The organism is Mesobacillus jeotgali, assembly GCF_002874535.1.
Taxonomy (GTDB): Bacteria; Bacillota; Bacilli; order Bacillales; family Cytobacillaceae; genus Mesobacillus; species Mesobacillus jeotgali.
On record NZ_CP025025.1, the window covers coordinates 4,363,933 to 4,385,816 of the forward strand.

Here is a 21,884-nt window from a genome sequence, read left to right on the forward strand (position 1 = left end):
TCCCTTTTTAAAGGTGGTGTAATCCGGTTAATTCCGGGAACCATTTTCTTGATTAATTTTCTTAATATTTTTACAAACACTAGTTTTGTCGAACACCTTTAAATTACTACTTAAGCACTATGATATCAGTTATAATAAAAGTGAGGTGGATAATAATGACAAATACTGTCGCGAAAAAACCAAAAATACTGCTATATGTAGTTTTAGCCTCTTTGATTCTGTCTACGAATTTCATTCTTTACCGTACACCGGTGTTCGGGCCAGTACCAGAGGGTGCTGTCATCGGTTCACTGCTGGACCTGCTGATCATTTTGCCTCTCTTGACTTATTTCATGATCATTCGCAAAAGATATTCACTAAAGTATATGGGAATCGTCATATTTGCTGGATTTGCTGCCGCCTACTTCATCGTGCCGAATCAGCATCTATCAGATTACCCCTTCCTTCCCTATCTTTTATTAGTTACGGAAGGCGCATTCCTGCTGGTTGAACTCTATATAGCCTACACCGTCATCACCAGACTTCCAAAACTGCTTAAAGAGTATAAAACCCTGGCCGGCCGAAACTCATTCTTTCTTTTCAACATTCGAAAAGCTGTAGAAAAAAGCCTGCCAGATAATACTGCAGCCAGAATCCTTGTCACTGAATTTTCCATGTTCCATTACGCTCTCTTCTCCTGGAAAAAGAAAGTTCAGATCGATTACGGCATGGCTTTTACCTATCATAAAAAAACAAGTGTGAATGCTGTCTACATCATGATCATCCATGCTATCGCGATTGAATCGGTTGGACTGCATTACTTCCTGCATAGCTGGAATCCAGTTGTTTCCTATATTCTGCTGATTTTGAACATATACGGCATTCTGTTCATGCTGGCCGAGCTTCAGGCCACCCGCCTTACCCCATTCTTGCTAACAGCGGACCATTTGTTATTGCAGACAGGGTTTTCAAGTTCGATGCACCTGCCATTGAGCAATATCAAGGAAATCAAATATTACGAAGGACCGGAAAAATTCAGCAGAAAAGAGCAAAGAGGGCTTTTTGATGCCAGGGTGCCTGATTTGATCCAGGAAAAGCCGATGTTTGAAATCCTCCTATATGAGCCGCAAGATATCCACTTTATCTATGGCTTGAGACGAAAAGCGAGCCGAATCGTCCTGAATGTCGACGAACCAGATGTTTTTTACCATGAATTGCAGCGGTCACTCCCAGAGTGATCGCTTTTTTTATGCTGAATAAAAATAATCTCTCGCTCAGTACAGTTAATCTCACGATAGAAGCAGGTAACCTCTCACTCAACCCAAATAATCTCCCGTTTATCCAAAAAAAGTAAAAACCCAGCCGCACATTCACGACCGGGTTCCACAACTATTATGAGTTAAATACTTCTAAAATTTTCTCTAATGAAAGCTCAGCTGTGCTGGCATAGACAATATCAGCATTCTTGAAGCTTTCCTTTGGCCCCACAGCTACAGCGAACATTCCTGCTGATTTAATCGCCTGTACCCCTGCCGCTGCATCCTCGACACCAATGCATGCTTCTGGCTCAACACCAAGCATTTCCGTTGCGCGCAAGAAAACTTCCGGATGCGGCTTGCCGTTCACGACGGTCTTCGCATCGACGATGATATCGAACTCAGATTTCATACCAAGTGACTCCATCACAGTGAACGCGTTCTTGCTTGCAGATGCCATGCCCAGCTTGAGTCCCTTTGCTTTAATATCCGTAATCAGCTCTTTGATCGCCGGCAAAAGGTCAGCTGGAGTGATGTTTTGAATCAGGGTAAGGTAATGATCATTTTTCTTATCAGCCAATGCATCTTTTTCCTCAGCCGTGAAGTCCCCCGTACGGCCGCCCAGCTCAAGGATTTTCTCAAGGGAGTCCATTCGGGAAACACCCTTCAGCTCCTCGTTGTCCTCGCGGGTAAAAGTAATGCCCAAATCCTCAGCCAGTGCTTTCCACGCTAAAAAATGATATTCAGCTGTATCAGTAATGACGCCATCAAGGTCAAAGATAAACGCATTTAGTGGTCTTGTCATGATTAAACTCCTTTCATGAATCGTTATCATAACTTCACGATACACATTGTTTGTTATGTTTTTAGACATTTGACTTCATTGATGCTTTAAAGTGTTTATTAATACCTGGTTCTTAGACATTTCAGATCCATTCGCTCTTCAAAATGTCTATTAAAACCTGGTTCTTAGACATTTCAGATCCATTCGCTCTTCAAAATGTCCTTTAAAACCTGGTTCTTGGACATTTCAGATCCAACTGCTCTTCAAAATGTCCTTTAAAGCCTGGTTATTAGACATTTCGAATCCATTCACTCCAAAATGTCCATTTATGCCGCCATATAGTACCGCGCGGCCGCATTATTGAGAGAGACCTTCAGGCTGCCCCAAAGATCTCTCAGTATCTTTATTTCAATTTTACAGTTAGTTCGCCTTCTGCTGGAATTGTGATTTCCTCGCCGTAAAGCTTCATTGCAAGTTCTGGTCCTTGCTGTGTGAGGACGACGTTTTCCTGGTTCACTTCTACCTTGATGTAGTGGTCGCGGTAGATGATGTTGAAGCTGTACTGGTTCCATGCTTTAGGGATGAACGGCGCAAAAGATAGTGTGCCTTCAGCCGTACGCATGCCCGCGAAGCCCTGGACGATGCCCAGCCATGCACCTGTCATGCTTGTGATGTGCAGGCCGTCTTCTGTATCGTTATTGTAGTTATCAAGATCAAGGCGCGCCGTGCGGTTGTACATTTCGTATGCCTTCTCTTCCATGCCAAGCTCTGCAGCAAGGACTGCGTGGATACTTGGAGACAGTGATGACTCATGGACTGTCATAGGCTCATAGAATTCGAAGTTGCGGCGCTTCTCTTCTTCTGTAAACTCGTGATTGAAAAAGTACAAGCCTTGAAGAACATCTGCCTGTTTGATGAAGCAGCTGCGCAGGATTTTATCCCATGACCAGTTCTGGTTGATCGGGCGGTCTTCAGCTGAAAGCTCGTCAACAGTCATCAGGTCTTTATCAAGGAATGTATCGTGCTGGACGAATACACCTTTTTCTTCATCGTACGGGAAGTACATTTTTTCAATGATATCCTGCCATTTCGCAAGCTCATCATCTGAGAATTCAAGGCCTGCAAGGCGCGCCTCATGGCCATTTTGCTTCAAGGATTCGATGACTTCAAGCGTGTAGCGCAACGTCCAGACAGCGATACGGTTTGTATACCAGTTGTTGTTGACATTGTTTTCGTATTCGTTCGGTCCTGTTACGCCGTGCATCATGTAGACGTTCTTGGACTTATTGAAGTGGACGCGGTCTGCCCAGAACCGGGAGATGCCGGCAAGCACATCGATTCCATATTCATGAAGATAATCTTGATCTCCAGTATAGTTCACATAGTTATAAATCGCGTAAGCAATTGCGCCGTTACGGTGGATCTCTTCAAACGTGATTTCCCACTCATTGTGGCACTCGACGCCTGTAAAAGTAACCATTGGGTAAAGTGCACCGTTAAGTCCCTGCTGCTTCGCGTTGTGGTATGCGCCATCAAGCTGGTTGTGGCGGTAAATCAACAGGTTGCGTGCAACCTCTGATTCTGCAGTAGACAAGTATAACGGAATTGCGTAAGCTTCTGTATCCCAGTATGTCGCACCGCCGTACTTTTCACCTGTAAAACCTTTAGGTCCAATGTTCAAACGCGAATCTTCTCCATAATAAGTAGAGAACAGCTGGAACAAGTTGAAACGGATTCCCTGCTGCGCAGAGTCATCACCGGAGATTTCTACATCAGCGATTTCCCAGCGGCTTAGCCAGCCATTTCTGTGCTCTTCCAATAGCTGATCAAAGCCTTTTTCAACAGAACGACCTAGGACGTCACGGCCTTTAGAAACAAGCTCGCCAGCTTCATAGTCACGATCTGTTGTTACAGCAATATACTTGTAAAGGGTTACAGTTTGTCCCTGCTCAGCCTTAACTTCAATCACATTTTCTACGTATTCTTCTTTTTCATTGACTTCGACCTTAGCTACATTTCCTTCGACAACCGTTTGCATAGTTGTCGCAACCTGGAACGTTGGGGTACCAAATGGATTGTCTTTCGTTTTCATTACAAGACTGCCATTATGTTCTGAAGAATCCCTGCTAATTTCATACCAGAAGTCTTCATCATAGTTGGAATCTTCGTTGCGCACGTCTCCATCAAGATAAGGAACAAAGGTAACGTTTCCATTATAGTTCTTGGCAGTAACTGAATACTTGATCGCAGCCAGTTCTTTATCAGCAACTGACAAGAATCGAATTGCTTCCACTTCAGTTTCCTTGCCGTTATGGACGACTGTAAAACAGCGTGTCAAGACACCATGCTGCATATCAAGTTCACGGTAGTAATCTTTCACTTCTGCTTTACTAAGGTCAAGTTCCTCTTCGTCAACGAATACTTTTATGCCGATAAAGTTCGTTGAGTTAATGACCTTGCCAAAATAGTGCGGATACCCATTTTTCCACCATCCTACACGTGTCTTATCTGGAAACCAAACGCCTGCAATATATGAACCGCGATGAAAGTCTCCAGTATATGTTTCTTCAAAGTTTCCGCGCATGCCCATATGGCCATTTCCGAGACTTGTGATGCTTTCTGCAAGGCGGAAATCTTCTCTATGCAAGTCCGTTTCGACGATCTTCCAGCTATCAATCCCAAATAATCTTTTCATAGCTTTTATCTCCTTTAGCAGTTGTACAAACGTTTGCACTATTATATCATGAATTTCCGTAAAAATGACAAAACCAAAGGTGATATTTTTGTGTCATCCTGAACTTATTATTATTTTACTATTATTATCCGTCAATAAACTTTTACACCTATTTAGTTAGTACATATGTTATATATTTTCAGAAAACTAATATAATCTAAAAGAACTAAACAAAGGAAAGAGGAAACAAAATGAGCATACGATTTTTAAAGGTTGCTGCGGTCTATTTTGTCATTGCTATTATTCTAGGAATTGTTATGGGGATCGCACATGACTTCACACTTACCTCGGTGCATGCCCATTTAAATCTGCTTGGCTGGGTATCAATGGCCCTGTTCGGGATCATTTATTATCTTTTTCCTGCAGCAGGAAACAGCAAGCTCGCCTCTACGCATTTCTGGCTGCATAACATCGGGGTGCCCGTCATGCAAGGTGGGATCACATTATCCATGTTGATAGGGGGAGTCATTTTCACCGTCTTCGCCATCCTTGGATCACTGGTCATCGTTGTTGGAGGCATACTGTTCTTGGTGAATGTGTTTAAGCACGTCAAGGCGTGATACTAATTCAAGTCTTGATCGCACTATATTCAGACCTGGAACCAGATAAAAAGCTTCGGCCATATGATATGGCCGAAGCTTTCACTTTACTTTTTTAATTCCTTTTCTCGTAATTGAACTTCATAGCTGAAGTCTACCGGGTTCTTATCATCAGCTGGTGCCGCATAACTTGTGATCATATAGTTCTTGCCATCCTTGAATAACTGTCTCAGCTGGAGTGCATCCTCTTCAGTTACATTGAACGGATCGACCGTCACTACCTTGTAAACTGGCTTTTTGCCAGCAGCCTGTTTTTCATTGATGAAAGTCACTGTGTACTCAACGTACTTGCCTAAAATCTCATTCATTGACGTGAACGCATCCGTAGATGAACCGTCCTGGCTGAAGCCAATTTCCGGAATAGAGACGTTATCAATGAACCAGCCAGAGTCATTATAGCCCCAGTCAGTCAGGTAACGGAAAGATACAAGAACCTTCTGTCCTGCATATCCGCTTAAATCAAAAGTTTCATTTGTCCATTCTTTTACGTTTCCGGTGAACCCTGGCACGTTTTCCTTGATTTTTGGATAACCCTCTTCGACTACATCTGAAGTAGTATTTTCATTAGTAAGACTTGTCCATGTCTGCCCGCCGTCAGTTGAAACTTGGACTACACCGAAATCCCAGTGCTCTTCGATATCAAGATATTGATCGAAGTTCAAAGTAGCGTTTGTGACATTTGAAAGATCTGCTTCAAAAATCAATGTATTGTCTGCTTCATCACCCTTGTTGCCCCAAAGCACACGGTTCGTTTCATCTGTTGGATCTGCTACTGCTTCCCATAATGTTGGTAGGAAGTCGACACCATCAAAGGAAATGCCATCGATTTTGTCCTCGAAGTCAAGCTGTTTGAAATCTCCGCCCCATGCTGGAATGCCATCTTTTTCAAATTCAAGTGCGCCTTGATAATCCACTGTATAGCCACGCTTAGTACCTTCGTTGTCAACTGTAAGATTACGAAGGTCGATGCTGTCAAAGTTATAGACACCTTCTCCAGGCTGGTTGCTGTCTAGTGCAAGTGCTGTGATGAAATTTTGATATACCTGTGTGAAGTCTTCTGTATAACCATGCTTCGCAAGCGTTTTGTTTACCCCGTCAATGCCGATTACATCACTTGTAGCAAGGTCCCGGATAAACTCTTTTCCATATTTATCGTTCATATAAAGCGTGAAAAGATATACTTGTCCATAATCTGCAATCGTTTCTGGACCAGTTGTTGCTGTACGATGATCATCCCAGTTCACTAGGGAATTTTCCGGATGGTCAAGATAGAAGTTGATAGAACGATCATCGTGTCCATATCCACCAAGGTATTCTGAGAAAGTGGACATCCCTTCATTGATCCATGTTTCTTCAGCAGCGTCATTATCGGCATGGATTAAGTGCTGCAATTCATGGATTGTTGTTCCAAAGAATGTGCTTTCCAATCGGGTTTCCCAGCTGTTTGTGTCGATTGTGATGATATTGCGATCCATGTAGTTTTCTAGAGTCTGCCAGAAGAAGCCGGCAACGAAGAATGGATAGTTTGGATCGTTGTAGTTATCATCTTGAACATTATCTACCAGCATGACGACTTTATCGCTAGTTTCATAGTATCCCTCAGGGAAATAGCCCCATTCAATCAACGGAGAATGTGATCCATCATGATGGTCTGGAGTTCCAAAGAATTCCGTTGCCTTAGGGTAAATATTGCTGTCAAACTCCTCGCGCAGCTTATCGACCTGCTCCTGGGTCACTACATGCGCAGGTCTTGGGTCGCCCTCAGGAAATGCAAGATTGTTTGCTACCCAAATCTCGACATTTTCTCCGACACTTCGTAGTGTAAAGTCTTTAAACTTCAAATTTCTGTCCAAAAACTTTTTCGTTCCGCCATCGTAGGTAAAATGGCTGTCGGCAGCACCGCTTTCTGATCCAGCTGTTTCATCAAGCTGGATGCCCTTTGCCTGTTCCTTGATGGATTGCTCTGCTTTCTTCAAGAAATCCTCGTCCTTTGAAAGCTGGTCCAAACGGCTGTCAATGTCAACCCTGTCCCCATATCGTTCAATATCCCATTTTGCTGTTGTAGCGGCCTCAGCCTCTGGTACAGCTGTTACTGGTGCAACCAGTGAAAGAGCCAATGCTCCTGTTGTTAAGATCGATAGTATTTTCGATTTCATCTTTTTTTCTCCCTTCGTCCTACGAAATAACTATAAAAATCTTAACATGCTAAATTTTCAGAAATAAGAGAATATATTACTATATTCAAACTTAATTTTTCTTCCTTTAATACTAATAAGGACTTAACACCTAAGTCTTTGGAACCAATTTAATAAGAACTAAAAATCGTCCGCCTAATAGGCGGACGATTTTTTCATTACGCAAGTTCCTTCTGCTTCGTTTCCGTACCCCAGAAGAATACTGCGGCAGCACCAATCAGAATGGCTATACAGAAAACCGTGAAGATGGCAGTGATGGATAGATTTTGCGCTGATAAATACGGAACCATCAGTGGTCCGATTATCCCGCCGATTCGGCCAAAGGATGCAGCCATTCCTGCACCGGATCCGCGGATTGTTGTTGGATATTGTTCTGGTGTATAAGCGTATAACGCTCCCCACGCACCCAGGTTGAAGAATGACAGCAGAACACCCGCAGTGATCAGCAATGCAAGCGTGTCTGCCGTTCCGAAGAAATAGGCGCTCAGTGCTGTTCCTATTAAATAGACAACCAGCACGAACTTCCTCCCTGCTCTTTCAATTAGCCACGCGGCTGTGAAATATCCTGGTAGCTGTGCCAGGGTCATGATCAATACATATTGGAAGCTCTTGATCAAGGTGAAGCCTTTCATGACCATCACGCTCGGCAGCCAGAGGAACATTCCATAATAGGAAAATACCACGCTGAACCATAAAATCCAGAGCATCGCCGTTTTCCTGAAGTGTTCCCTTGACCAGACCTCAGCAATGCTTTCCTTCATTGTCAGTCTTTCCTTCTTGGAAACTGCCAGGTACCTTGGTGAATCCGGCAGATTTATACGAAGGTACAGCGCATAAAATGCCGGCAGGGCACTAAGAATTAACGCCATTTGCCAGCCGAATTTTGGAATGATAAAGTATGAGATTAAAGCTGCGACAAGCCAACCTGCAGCCCAGAAGCTCTCGAGAAGGACGACGACACGCCCCCGTTTTTCAGCAGGCACACTCTCCGAAACAAGAGTAGATGCAACCGGAAGCTCTCCGCCAAGTCCCATTCCAATAAAAAACCTTAGCAATAAAAAGAACGACAGAGTTGTTGCCATTGCGGAAATCCCGCTACCTACCGAGAAAAGCAATAACGTAATGATGAAGACATTTTTCCGGCCAATCCGGTCAGCAAGCAAGCCAAATACAAATGCACCGACAGCCATACCGATTGAGTTCACGCTGCCGATCCAGCCCATTTCCTTACCCGTCAAATTCCAGTCGACCTGCAATGCGGCGATGATAAAGGACAAGATCCCCACATCCATCGCATCGAACATCCAGCCCAGCCCGGCAATGCCGAGCAGCTTTTTTTCAGAAATCTCCTGTGTCTTTTTCATATAACCCTCCTAAACCATTGCAACGATACAAATAGTTTCCCTAAAATTGTTAGTTTTAACATAATAATTGCGATGCTTCTTTATATTACCATGTGTCTTTACAGTAGTCATGATAAAAGTGAACCGTAAATAATTTCAAAGAATATGCGGACATTATAACTACATCCCTGAAAAGGTGGAGTATGTCATGAGAATAAAAAGGCTCGTTAAAAAGAACTCCATTCCCTTTCTGCTGCTAGCAGTGGCTCATGTTCTGATTTTCTTCATATTCGCAAAACGAAGCCGTCAAAAGAATATATGGGTTCTTCTGCTCTCCAATATCGGTATGGCATATTTATTTGAGTATCCGGTCCTTAACCTGTTCAAAGGGTATTCATATAAACCATATATCCTTAAAAAGCGAGTGCATGACCAAATTCTTGGAGCTATTTTTTCCCAGGCATTATATGTCCCAATTACTGCAACCCTCCTGACACTGTACCAAAAGAATCGGTACTGGAAACTCGGCAGCACGCTGATTTATTATGGGATTGAACGGTATTTCCTGCATTTAAAATTATATAAAGCGTATTGGTGGAAGCCTTACTATACAGTCTTTTTCATGAATATCTATTTTTATGTCAGCGACTGGTTTTACAAAGTGCTGAACGCGAAAAAAGAATGGGCGCTGGTGATCGCACAATACCTGTCAACAGAAGTAATTGGTGTTACCTTGCTCTATATATCTGCAGTCAACAGGAAAGTCAGGTTTGGACGGGGGTTCCACCACTCATGGCGGGAGCATTACATAATCGTACCAATCTATAGTTTGATTCGGTCCATTTTCCTCGTCCTAAATTCGTCAAAAAGTGGACTGATGCCGAAACTGACGATGTTCACGGGCTCCATCGGCACGGATCTGCTGCTGGAACGGACCGGCCTGGTGAAACTGCGATCGGGCAAGCTCTGGAATATCATTTTCCATGCAGGCATGGTCATTATTTCAAGGTTTTTATATTTAACAATTCGTCAAAAAAAGTAGAAACCCCCTCTGCAAAGCAAAGGGGGATTCTGGTCTAATTTAGTTTTTCAAGGATGACAGTTACCTTGAACAGGTCACCATCGACTTCAATATCAAGTGAGCCTTCATGCAGGTCTACGATAGATTTTGCGATTGCGAGTCCAAGCCCTGACCCTTCTGTATGACGTGATTGGTCGCCGCGTTTGAAGCGTTCGAAAAGTTCATTCAAATCCTCGCCCAACTCGTATTTCGTGATGTTTTTAAAAGTAAGCACAACCTGGTTCGGCTCCTCTTTTACAGAAATATATACCCTCGTATTCTCCAGTGCATATTTCAGGATATTCCCAATCAGGTTATCGAACACCCTCCATAGCTTCTGTCCGTCAACAAAGGCATACACTGCCTGGTCGGGTTGTGATACCCTCAGTTGAAGGGACGACTGGCTAAGCGCCTCATTATGCTCGGCCAAAGCTTGCTGCAGCAGCTGGTTGAGGTCGACCTTCTCCTTGTGCAGCTCAATATTGCCGCTCGCCATTTTTGTCGCCTCGAACAGGTCATCGATCAATACTTTAAGGCGCTTCGATTTCCTGTCGAGGATTTCGAGGTAGGAATCCCTGTCCTCCTGAGCGAGGTCAGGCGTTTTCAGAAGCTCTGTATACGTGATGATCGATGTCAGCGGTGTCCTGAGATCATGGCTGACATTCGTAATCAATTCTGTCTTAAGGCGTTCGCTTTTTGCCTGTTCTTTGTGGGAAACATTTACCGTGTTCCTAAGGTTATTGATATTAGACGCATGTTTCGCGATCGCAGATTTCCCTTTCACCGGGATATCCACACCTAAATTGCCTGCCGCAAGTTCTTCTGTATGCTTTAATACTTTATTCAAGTAGCCTGCTTTTCTCATGATCATGATGAAAATCGGGAGACTGATTACTCCAAAAGCGAAAGCAATGACGATTATTGGCCCTCCACCCGATGCAAGGACGGCAACAAACAGCATGCCTATTACAAACACGATTCCGAGGATGACAAGAAGCTGGAATCCAATGCTCTTGATTAAAAAGGCATTCAGAATCGCATGATAACTTTTCACTAAAAGGCTGCTATTCACATCTTCCTTCAGCTTTGGCCAATCCTTTCGGTATTCGGAAAGGAATTTCAACTGAATCCAACCGAAGGCCAGCAAGGAAGCTGCAGCGACAAGGCTGATAATCAGTTCAATAAGTGAAGCTAATACATTTGAGTGGTAATAGACAAATTGTTCACTAATTAATGTCATAGACAGCAATAAGAAAAAAACTGTTATCAAAAGCAGTACTGCTCTAACATCGAGAGGAATCCTCCCATAGAAGGGTTTCAGTTGTTCGAATGAGCCAAAAACTGCTGCCGGCTTCCTTTTTGCCAGGAAATAACTCGCAATTAATGCCGCAATACTTAATAAAAGATAGCCAAAATAGAGCTTTTGCCCTTTCTGATAGTGTTTATAATTAAAGATTGAGCTATGTTTTTCTGAAGCATGTCTGGATAAGCCTACTTGACCGGTAAGATCTCGGTCTTTTTGATTCTCGAGAATCGCTTCAGCCACTTCGTTATAAGGCAGGAATTTCTCCGTATAACCAGTGAATAAATAACTATTATGCAAACCCTCATAATCCAGAATATAATACATATCTCTTTTATTTAGGTAATCAGATGCTTTTTCATCCTTTGACAAATTAAGGTTGGTAAAGACCTCTCCAGTTGAGTTGTCTTTAAGGTAATATTTGTATGCCGCTTTAAGGTTGGTGAATTCGCGGCGGTATCTTTCGAGATTCTGGTAAAACTCATCAACCTTCTTCTCTTTTTCTTTCACGACTTTAGCACGTACATATTCATCACTATTGAAGTTTTCGGTTATATCCGTGATTTTTCCGTCTCTTTCCTTCTTCAGAATCTCTTCGGCAGCCTTGTTTCCCGAATCGATTGCCGCCTGTATTTGATCTTCATATTGCATGCCAATATTTGAAATCTGATCTCCGAGATTCCCATATCTCGTTCGGTGTTCTGCAATTTCCTCATCTGAAACAGTGATTTGCTTTTTCATTTCTTCTTTTGGCATTTTATAGAGTTCATACACATTCAGCATGGCAACAAACTGATCTTTTTCCGAGTGGTATTCATCTGATTCAAAATAATCGCCCTGCATGAACCGGCTGCCATTAGTCAGGACTGAAAAAACTCCACTAAGACCGAATGAGATCAAAAGCACCCATACCACAAACAAATACTTACTTTTCGATTTTATATCCAATCCCCCACACCACCTTCAAAAATCTTGGATTCTTCGGATCGATCTCTATTTTCTCGCGGATTTTCCGGATATGGACGGCAACCGTATTTTCGGCATTGTAGCTCGGTTCCTTCCAAACCCGCTCATATATATCATTGATGGAGAACACTCTGCCAGCGTTTGTCATCAACAGCTCGAGGATTTTGTACTCAATAGGTGTCAATTTGACTGACTCCCCATGTGCAGTGACTTCCTTAGACGACTGATCCAATGTCAGTCCGTTCAGGTCGATCACTTTTGCTTTCCCTTCATATGTACCGAGTGTGACATATCTCCTCAGCTGGGATTTTACCCTGGCAATCAGTTCGAGCGGATTGAATGGCTTTGTTACATAGTCATCTGCGCCAACCTGAAGCCCGAGAATTTTATCCGTATCCTCTGCCTTTGCGCTCAAAATGATAATCGGGATATTCTTGTCTTCGCGGATCCGGAACGTTGTCGTGATTCCGTCCTGCCGCGGCATCATCACGTCGAGCAAAATCAAGTGAACCGGCTGCTCATTCAGCTTCTCGATCGCCTCGATGCCATCAGCCGCCTTGATGACCCTGATTCCTTCATTTTTTAAATAAATCTCTATCGCGTCGCGTATCTCTTTTTCATCATCAACCACCAGCACATTGTATTGTTCCACATGAAAAACCCCCTTCCCACACAGGCAAGCTTTGATATTGATTATTCTAGACCGTTAACCTTAATATTCACCGAGGATAAATCTTAAGATTTTCTTAATATTGGTAAAAGTAGTGTGTGAATCTATTATATAGTTTTATTGAGAGTGATAGAAAAGGTAATTTTGAGGTGTTCAAAGGATATTTCTTGCAGAGGAAACAGGCTCAAGCCCCTGGAGTTGAGCCGATTGGAGGGATTAAATCATTTTACATTGAAAAAACCAATAAGTTTCATGCCTTTTTTCTTTTTATTGGCGGTGTTCACAACTTTATTGGCGATTTTCAAATTTTATTGGCGAAAAAATTTAATTATTGGCGATTTCGCCCTACTTATTGGCGAAAATAAAATTTTATTGGCGAACTGGAAATTCCGGGCGTTTTTTTCCAGTTCAGGTCCCTGCTACTTGCGCAGCGTTGCGATTATCCGCTTAGGATTCAGTAGTAAGTCCAGGGCATCATTGATATTGTCGATCATGATATCACTTTTCATCAATGTTGCCGTTGCACAGCCTTCTCTTCCGGCCACAGCAATCGCAAGATCAGCTTCTTCGAACATGGATGCGTCGTTTGCTCCATTCCCGATACACACAGATCCATTTAGTCCAGCGGTGAACTCCCCTTTTTCACCTGTGTGGTCATCAGAGCGAAGAATCTGCACCGATACAGGCAGCCCGCTGCATTGCCCAGCTACGGTTCCATTCGTATCTGCTGTAATCACATGGATTTCTGCATCCTTGCTTAAAAGCACGACCCTTTCTGCTACTCCAGGAATCAACTCACCATTAAAAGCAATGGTTCCGTTAAAATCCAAAACAAGATGATTGATGTTAAATTGGCCTCTGCCCGGGATGTTCAATGCAAGCATGAATATGCCTCCCATTTTTGATAGAATATCGTTATTATACACCCGCTTGGAGGATGTTAGATGGAAAAGAGCAAAGTTATACTTTATATCGCGATGAGCCTGGATGGCTATATTGCCAGGCCGGATGGAGCCGTTGACTGGCTCGATGATGTGGAAGGCGATGGAGATAATGGTTACAGTGAATTCTACAGCAAGGTTGGGTCAGTAATAATGGGTCGTAAAACGTACGAAGAGGTTTTGAGACTGACGGATGAATTTCCGTATGCTGGTAAGCCATGTTATGTTTTATCGCGACAGTCCCAGGAAAGCAACTCTCATGTCAATTTTACAGATGAGGAACTGGAATCCCTGATTCCGCGTTTGAAGGAACAATCTGAAGGGTATGTCTGGCTTGTCGGCGGGGGCCAGCTTGTGAAGCAGTTCCTTGAGAAAAAGTTGATTGATGAATTGGAGCTTTATATCATTCCGAAAGTGATTGGTGAAGGAATTCCACTTTTTCCAGAAGGCACACTGCCCGCGAATTTCGAATTAACCGGCACAGAAAGCTATGGACAGATTGCGGCATTAAAATACAAATCCAAAACTAATGGCGCTGGATGACTTCCAGCGCCTTTTTTTAAAGATCTATTTTAACAGAGTCAAGCTTTTCCCCCGCATCTATGGCCGGTTGAACTTCGATAAAATCTGAATCAGGTACCTTCGGGATTGTGATCCTTCTTTTCTCCGTTACTATCCCTCTATCGGTTTTCCTTTCTAATTTGGAATCAGAATTTCCGCCGATAATTTGCTTACCCTTATCATCAAAAAGATCGAGCATGACTCTTTGGCCAGCTTCAGGATAACTGAGTGTATATTCAATGGCTGTCGAAGATTTACCGGTAATGAGCTTTTCGAATGTGATTTTATAATCACCAAGCTCACTTTCCTGCCCCAGCTCTGCGGTCTCAAACGGCAGCTGGCTGATCGGCACGTCAAAATTCCATTTTCCTTGTTCGTCCTTCCAGCTATCATTGATTTCTCCGATTCCAATGATATTGAAGGGCAAAGTTGATTCTGACGGCAATTCCGCTCTTGGATAGCTTAGCTGTACATGCCCTTTGTAGCCACTCTCGGACGGCACCAATTTCACCAATTCCATCGTTTCTTCTATGTTCGGGTCTCTATCGAAAATTTCATAGAATGCATAAATCTCTTCCTCGTTGCCCTTCACTTCACCTTTTACATCAAATGTAACACCTATAATTGCTCCGTCATAATAAGCTTCTGTAACCGTCACATCAATTCCATCAAAAGCTGCTTTTTCGTTCAATTCGGTGATGAGCTGTTGCGAGGCGAGATTTCCGGCAACTTTGTCATGTTCATAAAGCTTCGCCAGGAACGGAATATCCGCCATCACATTCCCTACCGATGGCACCATGAATCCTGATGCAACGAACAGGACTGCAGCAGCGGCAACTGACGCCCCAATCACTTTGAAACGCGGTTTTTGCTTAGCCTTTATTTTGTTCCCTTTGCTGACTCCAGCCTTAATTGCTTTTAAGACATCATCTTCAGGAACCTCGATCTGATTCACCGATTCATGAAACATATTCTTTTCCATCGTGCTCGCCTCCCAATCTAGTTTTCAATTCCTTCCTGCCGCGCTGCAGATAGGTTTTGACCGTATTTTCAGGTGCATCCATCGTTCTGGCAATCTCGCTGATTGGCAGGTCATGGTAGTAAAATAGGATAATTGCCGTCCGATGCTGTTCTTTTAGCTGAGTAATAGCCTCCATTAAGTCAAGGTTATCTGCGACCTTATGGTCATTGCTCGAAGGCAGGTCTACTAGTTTCTCAACTGGCGTTTCTTTTTTCCTTCTTTTCAAAACATCGTACGCACAATGAATGAGGATCCTTGTCAGCCAGGTTAAAAAATATTGTTCATTTTTCAGCTGCCCGATTGCCAGGAAGGCCTTACAGGAGGTTTCCTGGACGATATCAAGCGCATCTTCCCTGTTACCTGCATATAAATAAGCGGTCCTATATAATCGTTCACTATGTAAAATCAAAAGCTCTTCAAACGCCTTTGCATTCCCCTTGATTGCTTTCTTCACAAGCTTAGCTTCCTTCATTTCCTGACCTCCTTTCACTCTTTAGAGCACAATCAGGTAAAAAAAGTTTCAACTTTTCCGAGATATTTTTCTAGCACTAAAGTAATATAGTAATTAATGGAATTTTACATATAAACTGTATTATATTTTAGTATACCGAACGAGGTGATGTTATGGGCTTTTTCTCTCGAAAGCCTGATTTTCATATTCCTGAAGACGGAATTGACCGGATTGAAACGATTACAATCGGCGGAATTCAACAGAGCATCCTCATCCAGTCCCATTCACCCAAGAACCCGGTGCTGCTGTTTTTACACGGCGGCCCTTCCATGCCCCTGCCTGGCGTCTCTTCCAGAGGCAAAAACTACACTGTCGCTACCAACACGAAAGAGCTGGTCAAGCACTTTACCGTTGTCTTTTGGGACCAGCGAGGCACTGGCAAGTCCTATCGCAAAGATATTCCACAAACATCGATGACCTTTGATCAACTCGTATCAGACGCAGCCGAACTGACTGACTTTTTAAGAGAAACGTTTCATCAGGAAAAAATCTTCCTTGCCGCTCACTCATTCGGAACCTTGATCGGCATGTACCTGCTGAAGAAGCATCCTGGAAAATTTCATTCCTATGTAGGGATTTCGCAGATTATCAGCTGGGCTGAAAATGACCGGGAAGGTCTCGCCTGGGCAAAAGAAGAAGCTAAGCGGCGCGGAGATTATAAAGCGCTCAATGAGCTTGAAGCGGCTGGCACTCCACCTTTTACAGAAGGCTATAAACAATGGGGTGTTTTGCGCAAATGGCAGATGAAATACAGCACGATGGTCTATAATGATAGTCAAATCAAGCATCCAGGACTTTTGAAGGTGTCTCTTGGTATGCTCAACTCCAGTGATTATCGAGCAGCAGATGTATTCCACTCGTTTTACAGCGGGTTTAAGCTAATTTATTCAGACGACTTCATCCGGAATATACCAATGATTGATGTTCAAAAAGATGTGCCATCTGTGGATGTTCCTGTCACCTTCATCCATGGACGGAAGGATGTCCACGTTCATGCACACTTTGCAGAAGACTATCTTAGCACCCTGAAAACGAACCATGATAAAAAATTCATATGGATGGACAAATCAGCACACCTCTTTCACCCTGGTGATACTGCACTGATCGAACAACAGCTTATCAATCAATTAAGTCATATTAAAGCAGAGGTTATCAATCTATGAAAACCATTTATAAAAGTCTCGAAGGCAAAGAGCAGATTCTTAACCAATATGAAGAGTATCTTACCCAGTTCGATTCACTGATTAGCAGGGATTATGTTCAGACGAGCTTCGGCAGCACTCATGTCCTGGTAATGGGGAAGGAAGACGGGAAGCCTCTATTTATTTTCCAGGGTGGCAATTGCATCAATCCTGTCACTCTATCCTGGTTCAAGGGCTTGCTGGGGGAGTATAAAGTCTATGCGCCTGACACCATCGGACATCCGGGATACAGTGATGAAACGAGAATCTCCGCTTCAGACGAAAGCTTTGCCCAATGGATTGCCGATTTGATGGACCATTACAAGATTGAAAAATGCGCATTCATCGGCCCTTCTTACGGAGGAGGCATTACCCTCAGGCTTGCCGCGTTTATGCCAGAAAGAATACAGTGCGCTGTCCTTATCGCACCTGCCGGAATCACCCTTGGCTCAAAACTTAAAATGATCAAGGAAATCCTTGTACCGATGATTTTTTATAAAATAAATGGCTCTGCCAGAAGCCTGCGTAAAATCGCCGATGTGATGTCATCCAATAGCATGAAGCAGCTCGATGAAAGCATCATAGGCAATATTTTTAAACACACAACCCTTGAACAAGATATGCCAAAACTGACGACTGCGGAAGAATTGAGAGATTACGGTGCACCCACTCTTGTCATAACGGGAACAGAAGATGTATTTTTCCCAGGAAACAAAATTTCCCAAAAAGCGGAAGGACTTTTAGGGGACCAGCTAGAATTGAAACAGTACCAGATGGGACATTTTCCGTCCACAGCACAACTTGAAACAATCGATACAGATATCAAGGAGTTTTTGAAAAAACATTATTAGGAGGCAAATAATGCACTCAAATCCAGTACAAAAGGTCGGCCAGATTGGAATACCTGTAAAAAACATCGAAAGGGCCACTGCCTTTTATCAAGAAACATTAGGACTGCCGTTATTGTTCAATACGGATACAATGGCGTTTTTCGACTGTGAAGGCGTCCGTCTTCTGTTGACCCTTCCGGAAAACGAGCAATTTGCCCATCCTAGTTCAGTCATCTATTTACAGGTTGAAGATATCAAGGCAAAGTATGAAGAGCTGCTTTCAGGTGGCGTGAATTTCATTGGGGAGCCGCATGTTGTCGCTAAAATAGGCGATACAGAAACATGGATGGTGTTCTTCAAGGATACAGAGGAAAACACTCATGCATTCATGAGCGAAGTCGTTGCATAAAAGCAGAAAGGATACTGCCGCTGTCGCAGTATCCTTTTTATTGAATTGCTTTCAATTCATTCTTTTTCAGGAATAATTCAATTTGATGCGCAGCCATCATCCCCGCCGTACTGTTCAAATGCATCCCGTCAGTCAGCAGCAAATATCCATTCCGGGCAGAAATCCGGTCAAGGCTGTATCCGTATACAAAATGTTCGATGATCGTTTTTTCATAAAGCTTCGTTCCGGTTTTCAGCGACCGTCCCCTCGTGTGTCCTTTTCCCTTTAGATAGGCCTTTAATTTTTCGTTAAAAGGCAGATAAGAAACATTGGTCATTTCCGCCGTTTTTTTGATGACTTCGTTATATTGGTCAATTTCTTTATTTGCTTTCGAAAATAAGTTCTCGCCAACGACCGGTAGCGATAATAACCCGATTTTCGCGGATGTTTCTGCTTTCAGCCTTGAGACGATCAACGCAAGATTCTTTTCATACACCAATAATGACGGTTTTTCCAATTGCTGAGCCAGCTTGACGTTCTTCCTTGCAAGGTCTGGGGCTATTTTAGCAGCGGCATCATTCAATCCGACTAATATCACGATGAATTCAGGCTGGCAAGCGATCACACCGTCCAAACGCTGCAGAACATCATATGCGGTACTTCCATTCACTCCCGCATTAATGAATTGATAATCCGTGCAGTTTTTCCTCCTGGCTGCGTCATCGACAAAATTGTAGCTGATGTTGCCATGAACCGCATCACCGCCGATTACAGCCACAAGCTTCTTGCCTTCCTGACGAAGCCCTTTTTCCAGAAAAGCCTGCGGATTGTTGTGAGGCAATTGATGAATGCGGCTTTTCCGCTGATAATACAACGATAAGCTGACAGCAGCTATCAATGATAGGACTAATATCCCGCCATAAATAAGTTCCATATATAACCCCTCTCTTTTTGATTCTTAGTTGTTTATTAATTAAAAATTCTGAATATATATTATAAATTTATTCGACAAACTGCGTGAAATTCCCTGTCAAACAGATATTCACCCTAACAAAAAATATTTCTCCTGCCACTAATTCCATTATAGCCTTTTATGTTATGCAACAGACAAAATAAATGGTTCAAAAATTTCCACAAATCAAAAAATTACTTTGCAACTAGATTGATATTTAGGATAAAATTATGTGGTAGAGTTTGGGAAAGGGGATTTTCTACCTATGCTGAAAGCTAGGTTATATGATTTCACGTTATTCTTTACTGCTGTTGCCGTAGCTTTTGGACTAGGTACCTTCACTATAGATAAAAACACTTTTTTTATAGCACTATTTATCTATTGGTTATTTTCAACCCTTTATAATCACTTAAGAATCACAGCGAAAAATGGAACGCTGAAATTTGATTATGGGATTAGTTATAGTTTATCCTTCGCCATTTTTGCTGGGCCAATAGGTTTGTTCATTTTTGAAGCAATCTATCGTTTCACAGTTTATTTTTCAAGAAAACGTTCGAAAACTGCCGATGAAAGTGAGTTTTCTGATACATTTTACAATATAGGCGCACATGTCCTCATCTACTCGATTGGTTATTACCTATTCCAGCTCGGATATCCCTTAATTGAGAATATTCCCTTCGGATTCTTTATCCTGATGTGCATCCTTGCAGTAACGACCACATTGATTTCCTATACATTCTTGAGCACTGCCTTTTACATTATGGGAGAAATCAAGAGCCTGCAGCAGGCAATCAAGTTTTTTAAAGAAAGCAATAACTGGCTGGATCTTGGTAAAACAGCATTTACGAATGGCTTGCTGCTGCTTTTGCTGGAGGAACAGCGATGGGAAATGGTCGTTGGATTATTCATTCTGAACTATCTCGTCAGCCGTTCCTTCCAATCAAAATCGCAAAGCATCCAGAACAAAATCGAACGGGACAAGTTCGAGCAAATGGCCTATACGGATTTCCTGACTGGAATCCCTAACCGCGCATACATGGATAAAAAAATGTTTGAGTTAAACCATACAGGTGAAAAAGTCGGCATCGTTGTAGCGGATATCGATAAATTCAAACTGATAAATGATTCCTACAATCATGCTGTAGGAGACCGGGTAATCCAGCATTTTGCCCATACACTCAAAAGCTACTTGTCTGAAGCCGATCATGTTTTCCGGAGCGGCGGGGAAGAATTCACATTGATCCTCAGGAACAGATCCTTCAGCCAGAACATTGATCTTGTGGAAAAGATCCGCCATGGGGTTGAGATAAGTTCAGTAGAGGTTGATTACCAATCCGAAAAGCATGCCGTTTCAATAACTTCTTCATTTGGATTGTATTATTTTAAAGTCAACCAGTACACTTCGATGGAAAAAGGTTATATCTTTGCTGACCAGCTCTTGCTGCAATCGAAGGACCAAGGCAAAAACAAAGTTACCTTTAAGGACGAGCTTTCCCGCCAGACAGGGTGAGGACAATAACAAAAGACAGAGAAGCGATTCTCTGTCTTTTTTCTGTGCACTAGCAGGATTATGCTATTTTGACAGGATTTCTGCTTTACGAGGCAAACCTGTCCTAATTACGAGCTTTTCTTGACAGCTTTTCTGCTTTGAACCCCAAACCTGTCATAATAATGAGGTTTTCTTGACAGCTTTTCTGTTTTGATCCCAAACCTGTCATAATAACGAGCTTTTCTTGACAGCTTTTCTGCTTTGAACCTCAAACCTGTCATAATATCGAGGTTTTCTTGACAGCTTTTCTGCTTTGAACCCTATACCTGTCATAATAACGAGCTTTTCTTGACAGCTTTTCTGCTTTGAACCTCAAACCTGTCATAATATCGAGGTTTTCTTGACAGCTTTTCTGCTTTGAACCCTATACCTGTCATAATAAGGAGGTTTTCTTGACAGCTTTTCTGCTTTGAAACCCAAACCTGTCATAATAACGAGCTTTTCTTGACAGCTTTTCTGCTTTGAAACCCAAATCTGTCATAATAACGAAGGTTTTCTTGATAGCTTTTCTGCTTTGAAACCCAAACCTGTCATAATAACGAGGTTTTCTTGACAGCTTTTCTGCTTTGAACCTCATACCTGTCATAATAATGAGGTTTTCTTGACAGCTTTTCTGCTTTGAACCCCAAACCTGTCTAAATCCATCCGCCAGGTTCATTCTTCAAACTTAATAGGCCTTTAAAAATGCATAAATAAATCCGCTGATGCTGCTTCGTTTAGTACCCATTTGATTGGGACCTGTTCTGCGGGATGGATGAAGTCGAAACGATCGTTTACATCTAGATCTACGACATAGAGCTGGGCTCCCATTTCTACAGCTATTCCTAGAAGGTCATGGACAGAAGATACTCCAAAGTCGTTCAACGCATTTGATAAGTATTCAAGGTCCTCAGACGGGACGGATACATATCGCTTATCCAGAATATTTACTCCCCTGCGGGAAAACGCCAGGATTACGTCTGCACCAGATGATGCAGCCCCCACGGCCACATTCAAAGGAGGATACGCAGATTCCAGTTGGTCGTGAAGTGCCATAACCACTACTTTTTTCTTTTCCATAA

The 21,884-nt window shown here is 42.7% G+C and carries 20 protein-coding genes; 9 read left to right on the forward strand and 11 right to left on the reverse strand.

Annotation, left to right across the window (positions count from 1 at the left end; all coding sequences use genetic code 11):
- The first annotated feature begins 155 nt into the window (after positions 1-155).
- Positions 156-1,217, forward strand: a complete 1,062-nt coding sequence (locus CD004_RS21765) for a hypothetical protein (protein WP_102264676.1) — start codon at positions 156-158, stop codon at positions 1,215-1,217.
- 154 nt (positions 1,218-1,371) lie between these two features.
- On the opposite strand, the gene pgmB is transcribed toward CD004_RS21765, so the two are convergent.
- A complete protein-coding gene (gene pgmB / locus CD004_RS21770) occupies positions 1,372-2,040 on the reverse strand; it encodes a beta-phosphoglucomutase (RefSeq protein WP_102264677.1) in 669 nt (222 codons plus the stop codon).
- 382 nt (positions 2,041-2,422) lie between these two features.
- Positions 2,423-4,714: a glycoside hydrolase family 65 protein gene (locus CD004_RS21775; protein WP_102264678.1), complete on the reverse strand. Its 2,292-nt coding sequence runs from the start codon at positions 4,712-4,714 to the stop codon at positions 2,423-2,425.
- Between the two features lie 230 nt (positions 4,715-4,944).
- On the opposite strand from CD004_RS21775, the gene CD004_RS21780 reads away from it, so the two are divergent.
- A complete protein-coding gene (locus CD004_RS21780) occupies positions 4,945-5,313 on the forward strand; it encodes a heme-copper oxidase family protein (RefSeq protein ID WP_102264679.1) in 369 nt (122 codons plus the stop codon).
- 86 nt (positions 5,314-5,399) lie between these two features.
- On the opposite strand, the gene CD004_RS21785 is transcribed toward CD004_RS21780, so the two are convergent.
- Positions 5,400-7,508: a choice-of-anchor J domain-containing protein gene (locus tag CD004_RS21785; RefSeq protein ID WP_102264680.1), complete on the reverse strand. Its 2,109-nt coding sequence runs from the start codon at positions 7,506-7,508 to the stop codon at positions 5,400-5,402.
- Between the two features lie 197 nt (positions 7,509-7,705).
- Positions 7,706-8,911, reverse strand: a complete 1,206-nt coding sequence (locus CD004_RS21790) for an MFS transporter (protein ID WP_102264681.1) — start codon at positions 8,909-8,911, stop codon at positions 7,706-7,708.
- Positions 8,912-9,098: 187 nt separating this feature from the next.
- On the opposite strand from CD004_RS21790, the gene CD004_RS21795 reads away from it, so the two are divergent.
- Positions 9,099-9,932 (forward strand): hypothetical protein, encoded by an 834-nt coding sequence (locus CD004_RS21795; protein ID WP_102264682.1) that lies wholly within the window; start codon positions 9,099-9,101, stop codon positions 9,930-9,932.
- 34 nt (positions 9,933-9,966) lie between these two features.
- Here the strand turns inward: CD004_RS21795 and CD004_RS21800 are convergent, their stop codons facing one another.
- Both CD004_RS21800 and CD004_RS21805 read right to left on the reverse strand, forming a co-directional pair.
- Positions 9,967-12,201 (reverse strand): sensor histidine kinase, encoded by a 2,235-nt coding sequence (locus CD004_RS21800; protein ID WP_102264683.1) that lies wholly within the window; start codon positions 12,199-12,201, stop codon positions 9,967-9,969.
- A complete protein-coding gene (locus CD004_RS21805) occupies positions 12,179-12,871 on the reverse strand; it encodes a response regulator transcription factor (RefSeq protein ID WP_102264684.1) in 693 nt (230 codons plus the stop codon). The genes CD004_RS21800 and CD004_RS21805 overlap by 23 nt, the downstream gene beginning before the upstream one ends.
- Positions 12,872-12,987: 116 nt before the next feature.
- Here CD004_RS21805 and CD004_RS21810 point away from each other — a divergent pair, with 116 nt between their 5' ends.
- The gene (locus CD004_RS21810) at positions 12,988-13,254 is read left to right on the forward strand and encodes a hypothetical protein (protein ID WP_102264685.1); all 267 of its coding nucleotides are present in this window, start codon (positions 12,988-12,990) and stop codon (positions 13,252-13,254) included.
- A 54-nt stretch (positions 13,255-13,308) separates the two neighbouring features.
- On the opposite strand, the gene CD004_RS21815 is transcribed toward CD004_RS21810, so the two are convergent.
- The gene (locus CD004_RS21815) at positions 13,309-13,773 is read right to left on the reverse strand and encodes an HAD family hydrolase (RefSeq protein WP_102264686.1); all 465 of its coding nucleotides are present in this window, start codon (positions 13,771-13,773) and stop codon (positions 13,309-13,311) included.
- Positions 13,774-13,833: 60 nt separating this feature from the next.
- Here CD004_RS21815 and CD004_RS21820 point away from each other — a divergent pair, with 60 nt between their 5' ends.
- Positions 13,834-14,373: a dihydrofolate reductase family protein gene (locus CD004_RS21820; protein ID WP_102264687.1), complete on the forward strand. Its 540-nt coding sequence runs from the start codon at positions 13,834-13,836 to the stop codon at positions 14,371-14,373.
- Positions 14,374-14,389: 16 nt separating this feature from the next.
- On the opposite strand, the gene CD004_RS21825 is transcribed toward CD004_RS21820, so the two are convergent.
- Both CD004_RS21825 and CD004_RS21830 read right to left on the reverse strand, forming a co-directional pair.
- Positions 14,390-15,373 carry a DUF4179 domain-containing protein gene (locus CD004_RS21825; RefSeq protein WP_102264688.1) on the reverse strand — a complete coding sequence of 328 codons (984 nt, stop codon included), beginning with the start codon at positions 15,371-15,373 and terminating at the stop codon, positions 14,390-14,392.
- Positions 15,351-15,884 (reverse strand): sigma-70 family RNA polymerase sigma factor, encoded by a 534-nt coding sequence (locus tag CD004_RS21830; RefSeq protein ID WP_102264689.1) that lies wholly within the window; start codon positions 15,882-15,884, stop codon positions 15,351-15,353. Before CD004_RS21830 ends, CD004_RS21825 begins: the two co-directional genes overlap by 23 nt.
- Before the next feature lie 152 nt (positions 15,885-16,036).
- Between CD004_RS21830 and CD004_RS21835 the strand changes: the two genes are divergently transcribed.
- Genes CD004_RS21835 through CD004_RS21845 form a run of 3 tightly spaced genes read left to right on the forward strand, consistent with a single transcriptional unit; the run spans position 16,037 to position 18,343 of the window.
- A complete protein-coding gene (locus CD004_RS21835; RefSeq protein ID WP_102264690.1) occupies positions 16,037-17,086 on the forward strand; it encodes an alpha/beta fold hydrolase in 1,050 nt (349 codons plus the stop codon).
- Positions 17,083-17,955, forward strand: coding sequence for an alpha/beta fold hydrolase (locus tag CD004_RS21840; protein ID WP_102264691.1), 873 nt, complete (start codon positions 17,083-17,085; stop codon positions 17,953-17,955). Before CD004_RS21835 ends, CD004_RS21840 begins: the two co-directional genes overlap by 4 nt.
- A gap of 10 nt (positions 17,956-17,965) precedes the next feature.
- Positions 17,966-18,343: a VOC family protein gene (locus CD004_RS21845; RefSeq protein WP_102264692.1), complete on the forward strand. Its 378-nt coding sequence runs from the start codon at positions 17,966-17,968 to the stop codon at positions 18,341-18,343.
- 37 nt (positions 18,344-18,380) lie between these two features.
- Here CD004_RS21845 and CD004_RS21850 read toward each other — a convergent pair whose 3' ends face one another.
- The gene (locus CD004_RS21850) at positions 18,381-19,256 is read right to left on the reverse strand and encodes an SGNH/GDSL hydrolase family protein (RefSeq protein WP_102264693.1); all 876 of its coding nucleotides are present in this window, start codon (positions 19,254-19,256) and stop codon (positions 18,381-18,383) included.
- A 283-nt stretch (positions 19,257-19,539) separates the two neighbouring features.
- Between CD004_RS21850 and CD004_RS21855 the strand changes: the two genes are divergently transcribed.
- Positions 19,540-20,784 (forward strand): GGDEF domain-containing protein, encoded by a 1,245-nt coding sequence (locus CD004_RS21855; protein ID WP_102264694.1) that lies wholly within the window; start codon positions 19,540-19,542, stop codon positions 20,782-20,784.
- Between the two features lie 717 nt (positions 20,785-21,501).
- On the opposite strand, the gene CD004_RS21865 is transcribed toward CD004_RS21855, so the two are convergent.
- Positions 21,502-21,882, reverse strand: a complete 381-nt coding sequence (locus CD004_RS21865; RefSeq protein WP_102264696.1) for a peroxiredoxin family protein — start codon at positions 21,880-21,882, stop codon at positions 21,502-21,504.
- Between the last annotated feature and the right edge of the window lie 2 nt (positions 21,883-21,884).

What these genes read in the sequence shown, in the direction of transcription:
- CD004_RS21765 (WP_102264676.1), top strand. Translation starts at nt 156, where the DNA reads ATGACAAATACTGTCGCGAAAAAACCAAAAATACTGCTATATGTAGTT.
- pgmB (WP_102264677.1), bottom strand. Translation starts at nt 2,040, where the DNA reads ATGACAAGACCACTAAATGCGTTTATCTTTGACCTTGATGGCGTCATT.
- CD004_RS21775 (WP_102264678.1), bottom strand. Translation starts at nt 4,714, where the DNA reads ATGAAAAGATTATTTGGGATTGATAGCTGGAAGATCGTCGAAACGGAC.
- CD004_RS21780 (WP_102264679.1), top strand. Translation starts at nt 4,945, where the DNA reads ATGAGCATACGATTTTTAAAGGTTGCTGCGGTCTATTTTGTCATTGCT.
- CD004_RS21785 (WP_102264680.1), bottom strand. Translation starts at nt 7,508, where the DNA reads ATGAAATCGAAAATACTATCGATCTTAACAACAGGAGCATTGGCTCTT.
- CD004_RS21790 (WP_102264681.1), bottom strand. Translation starts at nt 8,911, where the DNA reads ATGAAAAAGACACAGGAGATTTCTGAAAAAAAGCTGCTCGGCATTGCC.
- CD004_RS21795 (WP_102264682.1), top strand. Translation starts at nt 9,099, where the DNA reads ATGAGAATAAAAAGGCTCGTTAAAAAGAACTCCATTCCCTTTCTGCTG.
- CD004_RS21815 (WP_102264686.1), bottom strand. Translation starts at nt 13,773, where the DNA reads ATGCTTGCATTGAACATCCCGGGCAGAGGCCAATTTAACATCAATCAT.
- CD004_RS21820 (WP_102264687.1), top strand. Translation starts at nt 13,834, where the DNA reads ATGGAAAAGAGCAAAGTTATACTTTATATCGCGATGAGCCTGGATGGC.
- CD004_RS21825 (WP_102264688.1), bottom strand. Translation starts at nt 15,373, where the DNA reads ATGGAAAAGAATATGTTTCATGAATCGGTGAATCAGATCGAGGTTCCT.
- CD004_RS21830 (WP_102264689.1), bottom strand. Translation starts at nt 15,884, where the DNA reads ATGAAGGAAGCTAAGCTTGTGAAGAAAGCAATCAAGGGGAATGCAAAG.
- CD004_RS21835 (WP_102264690.1), top strand. Translation starts at nt 16,037, where the DNA reads ATGGGCTTTTTCTCTCGAAAGCCTGATTTTCATATTCCTGAAGACGGA.
- CD004_RS21840 (WP_102264691.1), top strand. Translation starts at nt 17,083, where the DNA reads ATGAAAACCATTTATAAAAGTCTCGAAGGCAAAGAGCAGATTCTTAAC.
- CD004_RS21845 (WP_102264692.1), top strand. Translation starts at nt 17,966, where the DNA reads ATGCACTCAAATCCAGTACAAAAGGTCGGCCAGATTGGAATACCTGTA.
- CD004_RS21850 (WP_102264693.1), bottom strand. Translation starts at nt 19,256, where the DNA reads ATGGAACTTATTTATGGCGGGATATTAGTCCTATCATTGATAGCTGCT.
- CD004_RS21855 (WP_102264694.1), top strand. Translation starts at nt 19,540, where the DNA reads ATGCTGAAAGCTAGGTTATATGATTTCACGTTATTCTTTACTGCTGTT.
- CD004_RS21865 (WP_102264696.1), bottom strand. Translation starts at nt 21,882, where the DNA reads ATGGAAAAGAAAAAAGTAGTGGTTATGGCACTTCACGACCAACTGGAA.